Origin of the sequence: Paeniclostridium hominis, assembly GCF_014306135.1 — a bacterium.
Lineage (GTDB): Bacteria > Bacillota > Clostridia > Peptostreptococcales > Peptostreptococcaceae > Paraclostridium > Paraclostridium hominis.
The window spans coordinates 818,001-835,246 of sequence record NZ_JACRWD010000001.1; the positions used below are offsets into that span (position 1 = coordinate 818,001).

The following is a 17,246-nucleotide window of genomic DNA, read 5'->3' on the forward strand; positions in this document are numbered from 1 at the left end:
CGTCGTAATATAAGTTTATAAACTAAAATCTAATATATTCTAGTTCATTAGAAATACTTATGTTGAAAATATATGAAAGAGAAATTTCATTTAAGAATTTTTCTTTTTCTTCATCATTTAATTTTATTAAATCAAGTCTTTGATGATATTCCATTACGAATGCTTTTAAATCAGGTATTTTATCAAACATATAATAGTTAAGACCATCATCTTCTATATTATATTTACCTTTTATTATCTCAAATATTGTTCTACCACCAAATAAATCAGCTAAATATCTAGTATAAGCATGAGCAACTAATAAGTTTGGATCTATATTAGATATTTCATTTAATCTAGCAACAAAAACTTTTGTTGAATCACAAAGTTCTATAGAATCAAGGTTGTCACCCAATAGAAATTTTGAATCTTTTAATAAAGACTCTGCTCTAAAAATTTCAGGAATTATAAATTCTTTTAAAACTTCATTATCCTTGTGTTTTTCTAGATTTTCCTCTATTGCCTTGTAAACAAAATAAAGATTGTAGATATACTCTCCATAAGTTTGTGTAGTAGCATCTCCACTAACTAATCTTTTTATGAATCCTGTATTCTCAGCCATACTATGTAATTTTTTTGTGCTTTTTTGAATAGCTTTTAGGAAATTCATATCCATAAAATCATCTTCTTTCTTTTAAATTTGTGATTATCTATTTAGTTAATTACCCCTTGAGTTTTAATGCTAAACTAAAAATTTAATTTTTGTATATATTTTTAATATATTTAAATAATAAATTCATAAGATTTAAGTGTATAATAAACTATATTAAAATTTTGAAATTAACTTTGATAATTAAAGATAGGTGATAAAATGAATGACTATAACCATGTAAAATTAAAAGAATTAGAAATATGGAAAGAAAAAATGAGAAAAAAACCATCTATTATAAATAAAGTATCTAAAGAAACTCAAAATAAAATAAATTCTATATTACCTGAGAAATATCACAACATAGTAACAACAGCTATAAAAAATATGACTAAAGTAGTTTTATTTGGATCTAAATATACTACAAAACCTCCAATAAAAAATCTTTCATTAGAAGAAAGAGATGAACTTGCTTATGAAAAAATTAAATTATATAAAAAAACAGCTATGTTAGAAGGAGCTGGAACTGGTGCTGGAGGAATTTTAATAGGTCTTGCTGATTTTCCATTGCTTCTTAGCATAAAGATAAAACTTATTTATGAAATTGCTAGTATATATGGATTTGATACAAAAGATTATAAAGAAAGATTATATATATTAAACATTTTTCAATTAGCTTTTTCAAGTCAAAATCATGTAAATACTATATTTAAAAAAATGGAGAATTTTGATGAATTTAAAGATACTTTATCAGATGATATAAATGAATTTGATTGGAGAAATTTTCAACAAGAATATAGAGATTACATAGATTTAGCCAAACTTCTTCAATTAGTTCCAGGTATAGGAGCTTTTGTGGGAGCTTATGTAAATCATAAATTGGTAGATAAATTAGGTGAATATGCTATATATTCTTATCATATGAGATTATTAAATACGGGAAATTGTATAATAGAAAAAGAAAGTTGGATATCTAAAAAATATAAGATAATTATGAGTAAAAGAAATTTTAAATAAGTTGTATAGATTAGAGTTTAGTAAAAATTAAAAAAATTGGATTGTTTTTTATTGAAAAAGGATTGATTTTACAATGAATTTCAACTTATAACAGTAAATATTAAAAATATTGTAAATTTTAAGAAATTATGATACTGTGTATATACAAATAATTAATTTTGGAGGAGATTTAAAAAATGGCTTTTTTTAATAAGTTAGCAGGATACGGATCAATAGATAATTCAGCAGGGGATAAAATAAAAGATTACTTACTTGATGGTGAAGAAATAATACAAGCATTTACATTTATAAGAGATTCCATAATATTAAGCAACTATGGAATATATTTAGTAGATGTTCAAGGGGTTAGTGGAAAAAAAGTAGAAGTAAAATTTTTCCCTTCTAAGAATGTAAAAAGTATATCTTTTGAATCTGCATCTACATTTGATTTAGACGTAGATATAAAAATTGGAGTAGATGGTAATACAACTATAGGACAAAACGGGATACCATATAACGCACCTATTTCATTTAAAGTTCCAAGAGCTCAAGCTCAAGAAGCTAAAGAAATAGTTAAACTTGTGAAAAAGCATTATTTATTTAAATAAAGCATTTATATATAAAGTATAAAAAGCACTTAATAAATTTATTAAGTGCTTTTTTGTTTATTTTACTCCAAATAAATCGTATTTCATTCCATATTCTATATTTATAAATTTATTTATGATAAGATGTTAATTAATAAAGGAAAATAATGTATTAATGTAAAAGTTATATTTATAAATTAATGTCAATAAGTATATAGTTGATATAAAATTTATTTAACTTTTTTTAATGAATACAAGGGGAGGAAGTTTATGATAGAAGTAAACAACTTGTGTAAAGTCTTTACAAGAGTCGTAAAAGATGAGTCTTCAAAGAAAAAGAAAAGACTGACGAAGCTAAAAACTAAAAAAGAAGATTTTTTAGCAGTAAACAATGTTACTTTCAAAGCAAAAGAAGGAGAAATATTAGGGATACTAGGTCCAAATGGAGCAGGTAAAACTACATTACTTAGAATGCTTGGTGGAATTTTAACACCAACATCAGGAAGTATAAATGTAGATGGATATGATTACTCAATTGATAAAAATGCAGCTAAAAAAGAAATTGGATATTTATCAGGAAATACAAAGCTTTATAATCGCCTTTCACCAAGAGAATTATTAACTACTTTTGCAAATCTATATGAAATGCCTAAAGAAGAAATTGAAAAATCTATAAAACAAGTAATAGATATAATGGATATGGAAAGTTTTATAGACAATAGAATAGAAAATTTATCTACAGGTCAAACTCAAAGAACTTCAATAGCAAGATGTTTGATTCATTCACCTAAAGTATACATATTTGATGAGCCAACACTGGGGCTAGATGTAATAAGTAGTAAATCTATAATAGATTTTATGAAAAATGAAAAAGAAAAAGGAAAAACTGTTTTATACTCAACTCACTATATGGAAGAAGCCGAAACTTTATGTGATAGAATAATGATGATTCACAAAGGTGAGGTAATAGCAATGGGAACTCCTAAAGAATTAAAAGAAAAAACTAATACTAACAATTTAAGAGATGTATTTATAACTCTTGCAAGTGAAAGAGGTGATTTATTTGAGGACTAAAATAGTAAAGCAGATATTTAAAAAGGAAATATTAGATATATTAAGAGATAAAAAGACTATATTTATGATGATAATATTACCTATACTTTTATATCCAATACTTATGGTAGGTATGACTCAAGTTATGATGATGTCGATGAATAGTATGGAAAAAGAAAATATAAATATAGCTTTTAATAAATCACCAGATAAAATACTTTCAAAAGTTATAGATGATAGCAATAAATCTAGAAAAAAAGATAATAGTGAAGCTGGAGATTTTAAAATCGTAAAATCTACAGATTATAAAAAGGATTTAAATGATGGTAAAATAGCTGCATATATTGATATGACTGAAAAAAATGGAATTAAGGAGTTTAAAGTATATATAGACTCATCTGAAGAGTCAGCATCTATGGCACAAGATAAAATAGATGATGTATTAAAAGAATATAAGGAAGAATTAGTTAAAGAAAAAGTATCTGAAAGTGGATTAGATGTTAAAACAACTCTAGAACCTATTAGTTATAAAACTGTAGATGTAGCTAAAAATGAAGAATTAGCAGGTCATTTACTAGGTCAAATACTTCCTTTTGTATTAATAATAGGATTGCTTATGGGTGCTATATATCCAGCAATAGATGTTATGGCAGGAGAAAAAGAAAGAGGTACATTAGAAACATTATTTACTCTTCCTATAACAAATTTAGAATTAGTTATGGGTAAATATATGGCAGTATCTCTTTGTGCAGTAGCTTCGGCTATATTAAATATTTTATCTATATTTATAACTATAGCATTTTTATTAACTAGCCAAGGTATGGCAAGTGAAATGGGAATGATTAATATAGATATATCTCAAATGATAATTCCAGGTATAATAACTTTAATATGTGTATGCTTATTTGCAATGGTAGTTTCAGCTGTAAGTATGTGTGTATGTTCACTTGCTAAAAGTTTTAAAGATGCTCAAAACTATATAACACCAGTAACTTTATTAGTTATGATACCTTCTTATGTATCTATGATACCTAATATAACATTAAATAGTTTTACAGCTACTATACCAGTAGTTAATATATCATTACTTATTAAAAGTGTTTTAACATTTAATAGTAATATAAGTTTAATAGCTTTGGTTTTAATATCAAATCTTGTATTTGTTATAATATCAGTTTTAATACTTTCTAAGATGTTTAATTCTGAAGAGATATTATTTGGAAGTAGTAAGAGTTTTTCATTACTAGAAAAAAGAAGTAACATCAAAAAAGGTACAATGCCTGGAATAGGGGATGGAATTACTTTATACGCTTTGGGTGTAGTGTTATTAATATATGTAGGAACTCTAATTCAAATTAAGTTTGGAATGACTGGATTAATGCTTACTCAAGTTATGATTATAGCATTACCTTTAATATTTGGATGGTATATTAAATGTGACTTTAAAAATGTACTTAATATAAAAGCACCTAATATATCACAAGTATTAGGTGGGATAATTCTTTGGGTTGGAACTTTTATAATAGTTAACCTTGTGACACAATTAATACTTTATTTATTCCCACAAAATATGCAAATTGTTGAAAATTTAAATGATGTTTTAAAAATAGATAATGGCTTCTTAAACCTATTAGCTATAGCAGTAATGCCAGCTATATGTGAGGAAATATTCTTTAGAGGATTTTTATTTACATCACTTAGTCATAATAAAGAAAAGAAAGCTCAAATATGGGCAGTAATATTTAGTGGTGTAATGTTTGGATTTATGCATATAGACTTTATAAGAGTTATACTTACAAGTATACTTGGTATTGCACTTGGATATTCAGTTTATAAGAGTAGATGTATATTTATACCTATGATAATGCACTTTTTAAATAATGCAATAGCAGTATTATCACTTCATACCACAAAGCATGATGGTATAATGGTTAAAATATATAATTTATTAACTGTAAATTTTAAGGATTTAGATATATTAAAACTAGGTTTATTAATAGTTATAAGTATAGTTTTAATATTAATAGGTTCAAAATTATTAGGAAAGAAAAAAACAGCATAAATATAATTTAAATAAAACCAGCTATAAACTATAAAGTTTAGGCTGGTTTTTTACGCTTAAGGAAATTACACTTACTAAAAACTTGTAGATAATCTATGAAAAGTAGTTACACCAATGTACTATGTTTTAAGCGTAAAAAAATTTTGAGCAACGGACGAAGTCGTTGGCGACATGAGCGAAGCGAATTTTTATTATTAAAAATATTAATTGATATTATTGAAATTATAAATTTTACTTATGATTATTCAAGGAGTATAATGAATACATAAATAAAAAGAAAAAATTAACAATTTATTATAGATAAGCTCTTTACAAAAGGAGGAATTAATATGAAAGACATTACTGTAATAGGAGCAGGAGTAGTAGGATGTGCTATAGCTAGAGAATTATCAAGATATGATTTAGATATAGCTGTAATTGATAAAAATGAAGATATAGCAGAAGGCATATCAAAAGCAAACAGTGGTATTATACATGGTGGATATAACGAGAAAAAAGGAACTTTAAAAGCTAAGCTTAACTTAGAAGGAAATGAAATGATGGATGAGTTAGCTAGTAAGTTACAATTTCCTTTTAAAAGAAATGGTGCTTTAGTTTTAGCTTTTAGTGAAGATGAATTAAAAAGAGTAAAAGAACTTAAAACCAATGGAGAAGAAATTGGAGTTAAAGGTCTAGAAATTTTAAACAAAGAAGAAGTATTAAACTTAGAGAAAAATATAAACAAAGATGTATTAGGAGCTTTATACGTAAAAAGTTCTGGCATAGTAAGTCCTTATGAAATGACTTTAGCATTTGGTGAAAATGCAGTTGAAAATGGTGTTGAATTTATACTAGGACAAGGGGTTATAGATATAAAAAAGGAAAATGAAGTATATGAAATAAGCCTAGAAGATGGAACTGCTTTAAAAAGTAAAATAATTATAAATGCAGCTGGTCTAGGTGGAGGATTTTTAAATAATTTAGTAAGTAAAGTAAAATACGAGATAAATCCTGTAAAAGGAGAGTACTGCTTATTTGATAAAGTAGCAGGTACATTATGCGAAAAAACTTTATTTCAAGTTCCAAGTGAACTAAGTAAAGGTGTTTTAGTTACGCCAACAGTAGATGGAAATCTTTTAGTAGGTCCAAATGCAAAATCTAGTAAAAGTATAGAAACTTCAAGAGAAGGTATAGATGAGATACTAGATAAAAGTAAAAAAACTATGAAAGATATACCTGTAGATAGAGTTTTAAATACTTTTAGTGGATTAAGACCTAAAGTTAGTGGAGGAGATTTTATAATAGAAGAAGCTAAAGATGCTAAAAACTTTATAAATGTAATAGGAATAGACTCTCCAGGGTTAACAGCAGCACCTGCTATTGCTAAGTATGTAGTCAATTTAGTTTCTAATAATATTAATTTAAATGAAAAAGAAAACTTTAAAGAAACTAGAACTAAAATGGTTAGAATGAGTGAATTAAGTATAGAAGAAAAAAATAAGTTAATAGCTAAAAATCCATCTTACGGAAAAATGGTATGTAAGTGTGAGTTTGTAACAGAAGGTGAGATTATAGATTCTATAAAAAGACCATTAGGAGCAACTACAATAGATGGAGTTAAAAGAAGAACTCGTGCTATGATGGGTGGATGCCAAGGTGGTGGATGTATTATACCTATAAGTATGATATTAAGTAAAGAACTAGGAATAGATATAAGTGAAGTAAATAAAAATTCTAAATCTTCTACAGTTGTTGGATTTAAGGAGGATTAATGACATGAGAGATTATGATTTAATTATAGTTGGTGGTGGAGCAGCAGGGATTTTATGTTCTATAGATGCTTATAAAAAAGGAATAGAAAATATTTTATTAATAGAAAAGGATCCTGTATTAGGTGGAGCTTTAAATCTAGGAAATTATAACATAGGAAAAGAAAAGAATATAACAGGTAAAGAGTACAAAATAACTTTATTAAAAGAACTAGATAAATGTAATATAGATATAAAATTAAATACTATGGTATTAAAAATAGAAGAAAATAATGAAGTACTTTGTACAAGTCCTACAAATGGAATAGAAAAGATAAAAGCTAAAAATATAATATTAGCAAATGGTGGTAAAGAAGGAGCAAGAAAAGCTGTAAATATGGTAGGAGATAGATGTTCTGGAATACTTACTGTTGGAATGACTAAGAAGATATTTAGCATGGATAATATGATACCAGGTAAAAATATTTTAATAGCTGGAAATTCAACTTTATATATGATAAAAGATGAATTAAAAAATAAAAATATAAATGTAGTAGGTATAATAGCTAAAGATAAAGATATTAATACTTATGGTCTAACTGATAAAATATATGATAACTACAGTATAGAAGCTATATATGGAGATGGAAGAATAAGTAGTGTTAAGTTAGCTAAAGATGATAAAGAAGAAATAGTTAAGTGTGATACTTTAATATTTGCAAATCCTATGCTTTCAGATGGATTGGTAGCTATGAGAAGTGGTATTAAACTAAATCCAAAGACTACAGGACCAGAAGTTGATGATAAATTTATGACTTCAAGAAATAATATATACGCTTGTGGAAATGGAATATATATACATGAGTATATAGAAGATATAGAAAAAGAATGTAGTCAATTAATAGAAAATATATATTAAAATTTAATATAAATAATTAAGTTTTAAAGCCAATTTTAAGTTATAAACTTTTAGTTGGCTTTTTTAATTTGTTATAAAAAAATGATTATGGTATTATATATTAAAGATATTTTTAAAGGAGATACATAAATGAAAATAAGAGGATTTGAATTAGTAAGCAAAGAAGAATTTGAAAAAGCAAATGCACATATAGCATATGAAGAGTTAACTCTACCTAAAAGAGCAACTAAGTTTGCTGCTGGGTATGATATAAAAAGTACATTAAACTTTACATTACAACCAGGTGAAGATATAGTTATACCAACAGGATTTAAAGCTTATATGCAAGTTGGAGAAATGTTAGCATTATATCCAAGAAGTGGTATGGGATTTAAATATCAAATACAATTAGCAAATACAGTAGGTATAGGTGATGGAGATTACTATAACTGTGAAGCTAATGAAGGTCATTACTTTATAAAATTAGTTAATAGAGGTAAAAAAGCTTGGGAAGTTAAAGTAGGAGATGGTATAGGACAAGCTATATTTATGCCAATACTTTTAGCTGATGGAGATGACTTTGAAACTGGTGAAATAAGAAAAGGTGGATTTGGGTCTACTGATAAAACTAATAAATAAACAACTTTAATAGAGTTATATAGCGTGAGTGATTATGGAAAATATATAAGTTTTGCTCCATGAAAGCTGAAAATATGCTTTCAAATGTCACTGCAACTTATATATTTTCCATTCGCTAACTACGCTAGTGAACTCAATTAAAAAAATTTATATAATTGTGTTTAAGTTTTGAAAAACGAGGTATATATATATTATGGAAAACTAAACAAATCAACTTTAAGATTTAAAACAGATCTCCTTAAGGAGAAAAGAATACTTTGAAAGCTCACATGCTAGATAATGAGACTTTGTCAAAGACGATTAATATTATACAAAATCTAAGTTTGATTTGTATAGTTTTCTTTTTTATTATAAAAATTAGGGTCTAAGATTAGGGACTTAGATAAATTTAAAAAGACACAAACTTTATTAATTAGTTTGTGTCTTTTTAAATTTATATTCTATTTACAATCTAACAGGCTTCTATCTTGAGATGTATATATAGTACTTTTTCCTGCAAACACATAACTTATCACACATGCAATAAATATAAAGCCAATATTAGCTGATCCAAATAATTCAAGTCCCATTACAAAAGATGTTATAGGGGTTTTTGTTGCTCCTGCAAATACACCTATCATTCCAAGACCTGCTAAAAATTCAATAGGAAGCCCAAGCATCCCTGCAAGCAAGTTTCCTAAAGTTGCTCCAATTACAAATAATGGAGTAACTTCACCACCTTGAAATCCTACAGAAAGAGTAAGTGATGTTAAAAGTAATTTTATCATAAATGATTCTTTAGGAACTGGTTGGTTAAATGCATTACTTAATAAGTCCAAACTTAATCCAAGGTAAATTCTAGTTCCAAGAATTAAAACTATTATAATTATTATAACTCCACCTACAAAGCTTTTTAATGATGTGTTAGGTATTTTAGCTGCAAAAAACTTTTTTAAGGAATGAGTAAGTTCTGCAAAAAGTTTGCTAGTAAGTCCAAATAAAACAGCACAAAAGATAACTTTAAAAAATATATCAACTCCATTTAAAGATGCCCCCATACTATAATGGCTATGTTGAACTTTAAAAAGCTCTGCGATAAAATTTCCTATGTAACTTGATATAAAACAAGGTATTATTGCTTCATATCTCATTTTACCAATAGTAGTAACCTCAAGACCAAATATTGTTCCTGCAATTGGAGTTCCAAAGACAACACCAAAACCACTACTTACACCACTTATTATGAGTATTGTATAATCTAGTCCTTTTAATTTTAAAAGCTCACCTATTTTTGAAGATAAACTAGCTCCTATTTGAACTCCAGTACCTTCTCTACCAGCAGATCCTCCGAATAAATGAGTTATAAATGTACCAAAAAATACAAGAGGTGCCATTCTAAAAGGAATTCTACCTTCACCTTCATTAATTCTTTCAATTATTAAGTTGTTTCCTTTTGCTGAATCTTTTCCGTATTTAGAGTATAAATAACTTACAAAAGCTCCACCTAGTGGTAGCATGTATAATAGCCATGAATTAGCTTCTCTAGTACTAGTTGCCCATTGTAAGCTTTTTAGGAAAAATGATATTACAACTCCAACTGCAACTCCTGATATAGATGCTAGTAAAAACCATCTTAAAAATACGATTGATATTAGTTCACTTTCTTTAATGTGTTTTTTTAATTCGTTCACGTTTTGTCCTCCTAATATATTTTCTTCAAAAAAATAGACTCCTACTCTTAAATTTTTAATAAGAGTAGGAGTCATTAGCATCTAGTGCGTTTAATGGCGAACTCCATCGCCGATTTTATTTACCAACTTATTATATTATAAATGCTTAAAAATTTCTATAAAAATTTTAATTAAAATTATTTTCTAAGGAAGTGTTGACAACAAGAAAACAATATAATAGAATTAATGATATTAATTATCATTAGAAAATGATAATTAATATAAAAATAAAAAAAGGAGAATTTATATGCGATTAGTTTATTCATTAATATTTATAGTGGCTTTATCACTAGTTTTTACATCAAGCATAAAGAAACACTCTAAGATTTTTTATACAATTGCTTCAATAATTGGAGCAGGAACAATAATCTATGAAATATATAGGTTATTAACAAATGTAAAGTTACACGGATTTATAGGTGAATTTGAAAAAGCATCTATGAAAGGAAACTTTTCAATAGCATTTTTCATATTAGTTATGTTTGCAGGAGCATTAAATCCTAAATGGAAGATAACTAAAAAGTTATTAAGTATAAGAGCAGAATCTGCAATACTAGGGTCTATACTTATATTCCCACATGTAATAATGTATTTAGTTCGTTTTATGGTGAAATTATCAAATCATAAACCTATAACAACACTTTATGTGGTTTATTTAATAGTTGGGTTAATAGCATTTATAATAATGATACCACTATTTAAAACATCACTTAAAAAGTATAGAAGTAAAATGAAATTTGCACAGTGGAAGAAATTGCAAAGATGGGCATATCCATTTTATTTACTAGTTTATATACATATAGTACTTTCAATTTTAAATGGAAAAGAAATTGATATGTTAAAATTAACTTTATATACGATATTATTTGGTAGCTATTTTATATTAAAATTAATAAAAACTTCAAAAATAAATAAAAAGAAGTCTACAAGTAATATGTAAAAATTTATAAAAATAAAAAGATGTAGTTTTGTAGATTTACAAGATTACATCTTTTTTATTGCAATATAAAAGGATATTTAGAGATATAAGTCGAATTTTATAGAAAATAAATTAGCATAAATTTGAGGAGGATAAATTGTGAAGAAGCTTTTTATAATATTTGCCATGATAGGGACATTAGGGCTAGGAGGTTGCACAAACAAACAAGAAATCACTATAAACAAGGATACTGAAAACTCAAAAGAACAAATAAAAGAGCGGTTAACAGGAAATTCAATAGGAATTTATGATGTAAATAACTTAGAAAAAGGAAAGTACAAAGTTAGTATTACTTCAGAAACATATAATGATGGTAAGTTGAAAGAATCTAGTAATATATTAACTAGTGAAATGGAGATAAAAAATAATAAAGATAATTTAAATATTGGTATTAATAAGACTGATAAGGATATTTTAACATTTGATATTAGTCAAAATAATAAAGATGAATTTATGGCTTCAACATCACAAGGACTAAATTTATCTAAATTCAATGGAGGAAATATTGGAGTTACATGGAATATGCTTGAAAATGCTTCTGAAAGAGCGCATAAAATAGAGATTGGTAAGAATTTAGCAATAGCATCTTTTAGTACAGGAAAAGATAGAGTTACACATGGAATAGCTTTAGGAAATAATTTTGTAAAACCAAGTGAAGCTAGTGGTGATATTTCAAATAATATGGTTGATGTTATTATATATTTAAAAATAAGTAAAATTTAAAATTGTAGATCAAAGAATAAATAAAAGTAGTAGATAGTATCAGTAATTGATGTTATCTACTATTTTTGTATTGATTAAAATTATTAATTGTTATGTAAATATTATTTAACGAATATATATTTAATGAAAGAATTTTAAAAATATTGAAAAAATAATCAAGGGGGGATAGCTTGGATACTACGAAAAAGTTAGAAAGTAAATTATGGAACAAAAACTTTTTTCTACTTTGGCAAGGGCAATTAGTATCAGTGCTAGGCGATGTTTTATACATTATGGCACTAGATTTTTGGATTTTAGAAATGACAGGTTCTAAATCACTTATGGGACTTTTAAGTGCAATAACAATGATGCCAAGGATAATTTTAGGACCTTTTGCAGGTGTATTTATAGATAAGTGGGATAGAAAAAAAGTAATTGTTTTAACTGATTTAATAAGAGGTATTGTTGTAACCTTTGTAGGGATAGCTGGGGTAATAGGATTTATTCAAGTTTGGATGGTTTTTGTTGTAGGAATTATTAATGGATTATGTTCAGCATTTTTTAATCCTGCAATAAATTCTAGTAAACCAGATATAGTACCAGAAGATAAGCTTATAAAAGCTAATTCTGTAACGAGTTTAGCACAAGCTGGAATAGATATGATAGGATATGCAGCAGGAGGAGTACTTTACGTATTAATAGGAGCTCCTTATATGTTTTTATTTAATGGGCTTTCATATTTATTTTCAGCTTTTACTGAAATGTTTATAACTATTCCAAAATTAAAAAGAGAAGAAAAAGAAATAACTTTTAAAGAAGATTTTAAGATAGGACTTAATTTTATAAAAGATTTTAAAGTATATAAGAAAATGTTTATATGTTCTTCTATGATAAATTTTTTTGCAAATGCAGGTATGATACTGTTAATTCCATATTTTAATGAAACTAAATTTTTAGGAACAGAGAGATATGGCTTTGCTATGATGTTTTTATCTATGGGTATGGTTAGTGGAAGTATATTATTATCAATTAAAAATATAAAAAGAGAACAAAAATTTAGGGTGTTTATTTTTTCACTTTTAGCATGTACTTCATTATTTTTATTAAGTATGATTACTAATAGTTATATAGTTTTGGTTATGTGTTTATTTTTTAGTTTTTTCTTTAATGTTATTATGAATACTATTTTTTCAACTACTAGTATGATTATTGTGCCAGCAAATATAAGAGGTAAGGTTATGGCTATAACTTCAACTATAAGTATGGGATTAGCACCAATTGGTCAATTGATAGCAGGAATTTTAGGAGATTTAATGCCAGTTAGGGTTGTATTAATTATGACTTTTTCTGCTTGTTTTATTGTAAGTTTATTTTATGTTAAGATAAAAAATTTAAAAAGATTTATAGAATATGATAGTGAACATGATAAATTAGAAGAGCTTATGAAAATATAGAAGTAGCTATGGGGGATATTATGCTTAAATTTATAATTTGTATTATTATATCTATAATTATTTTAAGTATGGCTTACTCAATTGGAATTAAAAAAAGATTAAACTTAATTTCATTAGTAGATGAAAATAAACTAAAAAATAAAACTAAAAAAGAAATAAATAAAGCAAGTATAATAATGGGAATGGGGTATTTAAATATATTTATATTATTTATGATTATGAATTTATCATATAAATTTAGTTTAATAGCATTTACATTATTAATACTAGATATATTTTGTATGTTTATATATATTTACAAAATGTTTTAGAATATCGTTAGATATTAAATGAAAAGATAAACCTCTAAACTAATCTAGAAATTAATAATTCCATATAGAATAAAAAAGTATTTTTACACAAATAATAATTTCAGAAAAGTTTAAGGAGGTAATCATTTTGTTTAAACATGATAAAGCTTTACTAAAAGAAGTAAAAGTAGAAAGACCTAATCCACAATATGCTGTTTTAATGCAAGAACAATTAGGTGGAGGAAATGGTGAATTAAAAGCAGCAATGCAATATTTATCTCAAAGTTTTAGAATAAAAGACAAAGAGATAAAAGATTTATTCCTTGACATTGCAGCAGAAGAGCTTAGCCATATGGAAATGGTAGCCCAAACAATAAACTTATTAAATGGTCATGACGTTGACTACAATTCAGTTGAATCTGGAGAAATAGAAACTCATGTATTATCTGGATTATCGCCATTTTTAATAAATTCATCAGGAGCACCTTGGACTGCTGATTATGTTACTGTAACAGGTGATTTAGTTGCAGATTTATTATCAAACATAGCATCAGAACAAAGAGCAAAGGTTGTATATGAATATTTATACAGACAAATTGAAGATAAATATGTAAGAGAGACAATAGATTTCTTACTTAATAGAGAAGAAGCTCATAATGCTTTATTTAGAGAGGCATTAAATAAAATTAAAGATACAGGTTCAAATAGAGATTTCGGAGTTACTGAAGACTCTAAATTATATTTTGATTTATCAAGCCCAGGACCTAATCATGATACAAAGATTGATATCAATCCACCATCATTTGAAAATCCAATAAAAAAATAAGATTAAAATATTTAATACATATTTTAGTTTACAAAAACACCTGCATAAGTCAGGTGTTTTATTTATATTTGGAAAAAACAATTATAATAGTTTTCGCCATTGAATAAACAAAACTTATATGAAATAATATAAATTAAAGAAAATATAAAAAGGAGTGTAGTTTATGAAAAAAACTAATTATAAAGAGCTGGGAGTTGTACTTCTTAACAAATAAGGAGTTACAAAATAAAATAACTCCTTATTTGTTAAGTTTGTAAATATACAACTTAAAAATAAAGGAGAATAAAAAATTGAAATATAAAAATGCTAAAAACTTATTACCAAATGAATTACTACAAAAAGTGCAAGAATATATCCAAGGGGATGTTATATATATACCAAAGTTAAAAGGGGAGAAAATACCTTGGGGAGCAAAAAATGGAGCAAGAAAAGCTATTTACACAAGAAATAAAGATATATTTAATTTATATGCAAATGGATATTCAATAGAAGAGATAGTAAGTATATATAATTTATCAGAGTCTAGCATAAGAAAAATTATATCTAAAATAAAAAAAGAAACCATTGAAAATACTAATGCACTAGACTTAGGAGGGCTTACAAATGAATAATACAACTTTTGAAAAATTACAATTAAGTGAATTTAAAGAACTAGTAAAAATACATTGTGTAAGCTCACTTGGAAAAGAACTAATAGATAAACTAAGTCCTAGTAAACATTTAAGTGTAGTAAAAAGAAGGCTAATGGAAAATAAAGAAGCTAGAAATGTATTATCAAATAGCAACCATATACCATTAGAAGGTTTATTTAATATAAATTCTATAATAGAAAAAGTAGATAAAGGTATGATTTTAGATCCTACAGAACTTACAAAGGTTCAAGACTTTTTAAGAGGATGTAAAAAAGTAAAAAACTTTATGTTGGATAAGGAATTTTATGCTCCAAATTTAAGTTCATATGCACTAAATATAACTGAATGCGATTTTATAGAAAGTGAAATAAATTATATCATAAAAAATAATAAAGTTGATTCAAATGCTTCTAAAGAACTTAAAAAGATAAGAAAAAATATTGAAGTTTGTGAAGCTAAGATAAAAGAGAGATTAAATAAATTTATAACTTCAAGTACCAATAAAAAATATATACAAGAATTTATAATAAGTAAAAGAGGAGATAGGTATGTAATACCTATTAAATCTTCTTACAAAAATGAAGTTGATGGAACTGTTTTAGATACTTCATCAAAAGGAAACACAGTTTTTATAGAACCGGCCAATGTATCTAAATTTAGCATAGAGCTTGTTAGTTTAAAATCAGAGGAAAGTATAGAAGAATATAAAATACTTTCTTATTTAACTGAACTAATATTTGAAAAAATAGCTCAAATTAAACTTAATTTAGAAATAATATCTGAATATGATATGGTTTTTGCTAAGGCTAAATATAGTTTAAATAATCATTGCATAACTCCTAAGGTCAATAGTCGAGGATACACTAAAATAGTAAATGGAAAACACCCATTACTAAAGGGAAGTGTAGTGCCACTTAACTTTGAAATAGGAAAAACATATAGAAGCTTAATAATAACAGGGCCTAATGCAGGAGGAAAAACTTTATCATTAAAAACTGTTGGGCTATTAACATTAATGGTTCAATGTGGATTTGATATATGTGCAGATGAAAACACAGAAATAAGCGTATTTGAAAATATATTTGTAGATATAGGTGATAATCAAAGTATTGAAAATGCACTAAGTACATTTTCTTCACATATAAAAAACATAGCTGAAATAATGAATGCTAGCAATAAATCAACTTTAGTGATATTTGATGAAATAGGAAGTGGAACAGAACCAAATGAGGGAGCGTCTTTGGCAATTGCAATACTAGAAGAATTTTATCAAATGGGATGTATAACAATTGCATCTACTCATTATGGTGAGATAAAGAATTTTGCAAATATGCATGAAGAATTTGAAAATGCAGGCATGATGTTTGACAAGGATACTTTAGAACCTTTATACAAGCTTGTTATTGGAAAATCAGAAGATAGTAATGCTTTATTTATATCTAAAAAGATGGGTATAAGAGATAAAGTATTAAAAAGAGCTAGTGCTTATATGAAGGATAAAAACTATAATTTAGAATTGGTTAAAAGAAGTAAGATTGAAGGTAAAAACGAAGTTGTTGAAGAGACTAAAGAGATAGTTAATTACCAAGTTGGAGATAAAGTTAAGTTATTAGATAAAGATGATTTTGCAATAGTTTATAAAGAAGTTGATAAATTTAATAATGTTGAAGTTTTATATAAAAATGAATTTATAAAAGTAAATGTAAAAAGAACAGAATTACATTTAAAAGCTCAAGAGTTATATCCTCAAGGGTATGATATTAATAGTTTGTTTACTTCCTATGAAGATAGAAAGTTAGAAAAAGATATTCAAAGAGGTTCTAAAAAGGCACTTAAGAAAATTCAAAAGCAAATAAAAAATAATAAATAATAAATAATATGTAATAAATTATCAAAATAAATATTAATATATTCTAAATTAATAAAGAATCCAATGAGTTAAATTGTTGGGTTCTTTTGTTTTTAATAGTTGTTTTCAAATAGCCAATTTATATCAAATTTTCCAATATTATGATATATTATTATAGAATAAATTAAAATATATCATAATAAATTCAACTAGGG

The 17,246-nt window shown here is 25.8% G+C and carries 16 protein-coding genes and 1 riboswitch; of the genes, 14 read left to right on the forward strand and 2 right to left on the reverse strand.

The genetic code is table 11. The features are described from left to right. Nucleotides 1-22 precede the first annotated feature (22 nt). Nucleotides 23-655 carry a biliverdin-producing heme oxygenase gene (locus H8891_RS03910; RefSeq protein ID WP_243207757.1) on the reverse strand — a complete coding sequence of 211 codons (633 nt, stop codon included), beginning with the start codon at nt 653-655 and terminating at the stop codon, nt 23-25. A 195-nt stretch (nt 656-850) separates the two neighbouring features. Between H8891_RS03910 and H8891_RS03915 the strand changes: the two genes are divergently transcribed. The 7 genes from H8891_RS03915 to H8891_RS03945 all read left to right on the forward strand — a co-directional run bounded on the left by H8891_RS03915 (nt 851) and on the right by H8891_RS03945 (nt 8,590). Beyond that, a complete protein-coding gene (locus tag H8891_RS03915) occupies nt 851-1,645 on the forward strand; it encodes an EcsC family protein (protein ID WP_187005271.1) in 795 nt (264 codons plus the stop codon). Nucleotides 1,646-1,821: 176 nt separating this feature from the next. Continuing rightward, complete coding sequence (locus H8891_RS03920) at nt 1,822-2,232, forward strand: PH domain-containing protein (protein ID WP_147544819.1); 411 nt, start codon at nt 1,822-1,824, stop codon at nt 2,230-2,232. A gap of 249 nt (nt 2,233-2,481) precedes the next feature. After that, nucleotides 2,482-3,285: an ABC transporter ATP-binding protein gene (locus H8891_RS03925; protein ID WP_187005272.1), complete on the forward strand. Its 804-nt coding sequence runs from the start codon at nt 2,482-2,484 to the stop codon at nt 3,283-3,285. After that, nucleotides 3,275-5,326 carry an ABC transporter permease subunit/CPBP intramembrane protease gene (locus H8891_RS03930; protein ID WP_187005273.1) on the forward strand — a complete coding sequence of 684 codons (2,052 nt, stop codon included), beginning with the start codon at nt 3,275-3,277 and terminating at the stop codon, nt 5,324-5,326. The genes H8891_RS03925 and H8891_RS03930 overlap by 11 nt, the downstream gene beginning before the upstream one ends. A 329-nt stretch (nt 5,327-5,655) precedes the next feature. Next, entirely contained in the window at nt 5,656-7,077 is a 1,422-nt protein-coding gene (locus H8891_RS03935; protein ID WP_187005274.1) for an NAD(P)/FAD-dependent oxidoreductase, read from the forward strand. A 4-nt stretch (nt 7,078-7,081) separates the two neighbouring features. Continuing rightward, nucleotides 7,082-7,972 (forward strand): NAD(P)/FAD-dependent oxidoreductase, encoded by an 891-nt coding sequence (locus H8891_RS03940; RefSeq protein ID WP_187005275.1) that lies wholly within the window; start codon nt 7,082-7,084, stop codon nt 7,970-7,972. A 129-nt stretch (nt 7,973-8,101) separates the two neighbouring features. Then, complete coding sequence (locus H8891_RS03945; protein WP_147544814.1) at nt 8,102-8,590, forward strand: dCTP deaminase/dUTPase family protein; 489 nt, start codon at nt 8,102-8,104, stop codon at nt 8,588-8,590. A gap of 440 nt (nt 8,591-9,030) precedes the next feature. Here the strand turns inward: H8891_RS03945 and H8891_RS03950 are convergent, their stop codons facing one another. Then, nucleotides 9,031-10,260 (reverse strand): chloride channel protein, encoded by a 1,230-nt coding sequence (locus tag H8891_RS03950; RefSeq protein ID WP_187005276.1) that lies wholly within the window; start codon nt 10,258-10,260, stop codon nt 9,031-9,033. Between the two features lie 58 nt (nt 10,261-10,318). Beyond that, nucleotides 10,319-10,380, reverse strand: a riboswitch (Fluoride riboswitch). Nucleotides 10,381-10,546: 166 nt separating this feature from the next. On the opposite strand from H8891_RS03950, the gene H8891_RS03955 reads away from it, so the two are divergent. The 7 genes from H8891_RS03955 (at nt 10,547) to H8891_RS03985 (ending at nt 17,052) form a co-directional block, all read left to right on the forward strand. Next, entirely contained in the window at nt 10,547-11,239 is a 693-nt protein-coding gene (locus tag H8891_RS03955) for a ferric reductase-like transmembrane domain-containing protein (RefSeq protein ID WP_187005277.1), read from the forward strand. Nucleotides 11,240-11,377: 138 nt separating this feature from the next. Then, on the forward strand, nt 11,378-12,001 hold the full coding sequence (locus tag H8891_RS03960) for a Tim17/Tim22/Tim23/Pmp24 domain-containing protein (RefSeq protein WP_187005278.1): 624 nt from the start codon (nt 11,378-11,380) through the stop codon (nt 11,999-12,001). Nucleotides 12,002-12,171: 170 nt separating this feature from the next. Continuing rightward, entirely contained in the window at nt 12,172-13,434 is a 1,263-nt protein-coding gene (locus H8891_RS03965; protein WP_187005279.1) for an MFS transporter, read from the forward strand. Nucleotides 13,435-13,454: 20 nt separating this feature from the next. Continuing rightward, complete coding sequence (locus H8891_RS03970) at nt 13,455-13,745, forward strand: hypothetical protein (RefSeq protein ID WP_147544808.1); 291 nt, start codon at nt 13,455-13,457, stop codon at nt 13,743-13,745. Nucleotides 13,746-13,872: 127 nt separating this feature from the next. Next, entirely contained in the window at nt 13,873-14,550 is a 678-nt protein-coding gene (locus H8891_RS03975) for a manganese catalase family protein (protein ID WP_187005280.1), read from the forward strand. 290 nt (nt 14,551-14,840) lie between these two features. Then, entirely contained in the window at nt 14,841-15,161 is a 321-nt protein-coding gene (locus H8891_RS03980) for a CD3324 family protein (protein ID WP_187005281.1), read from the forward strand. After that, entirely contained in the window at nt 15,154-17,052 is a 1,899-nt protein-coding gene (locus H8891_RS03985; RefSeq protein ID WP_187005282.1) for an endonuclease MutS2, read from the forward strand. Before H8891_RS03980 ends, H8891_RS03985 begins: the two co-directional genes overlap by 8 nt. The last annotated feature ends 194 nt before the right edge of the window (nt 17,053-17,246 follow it).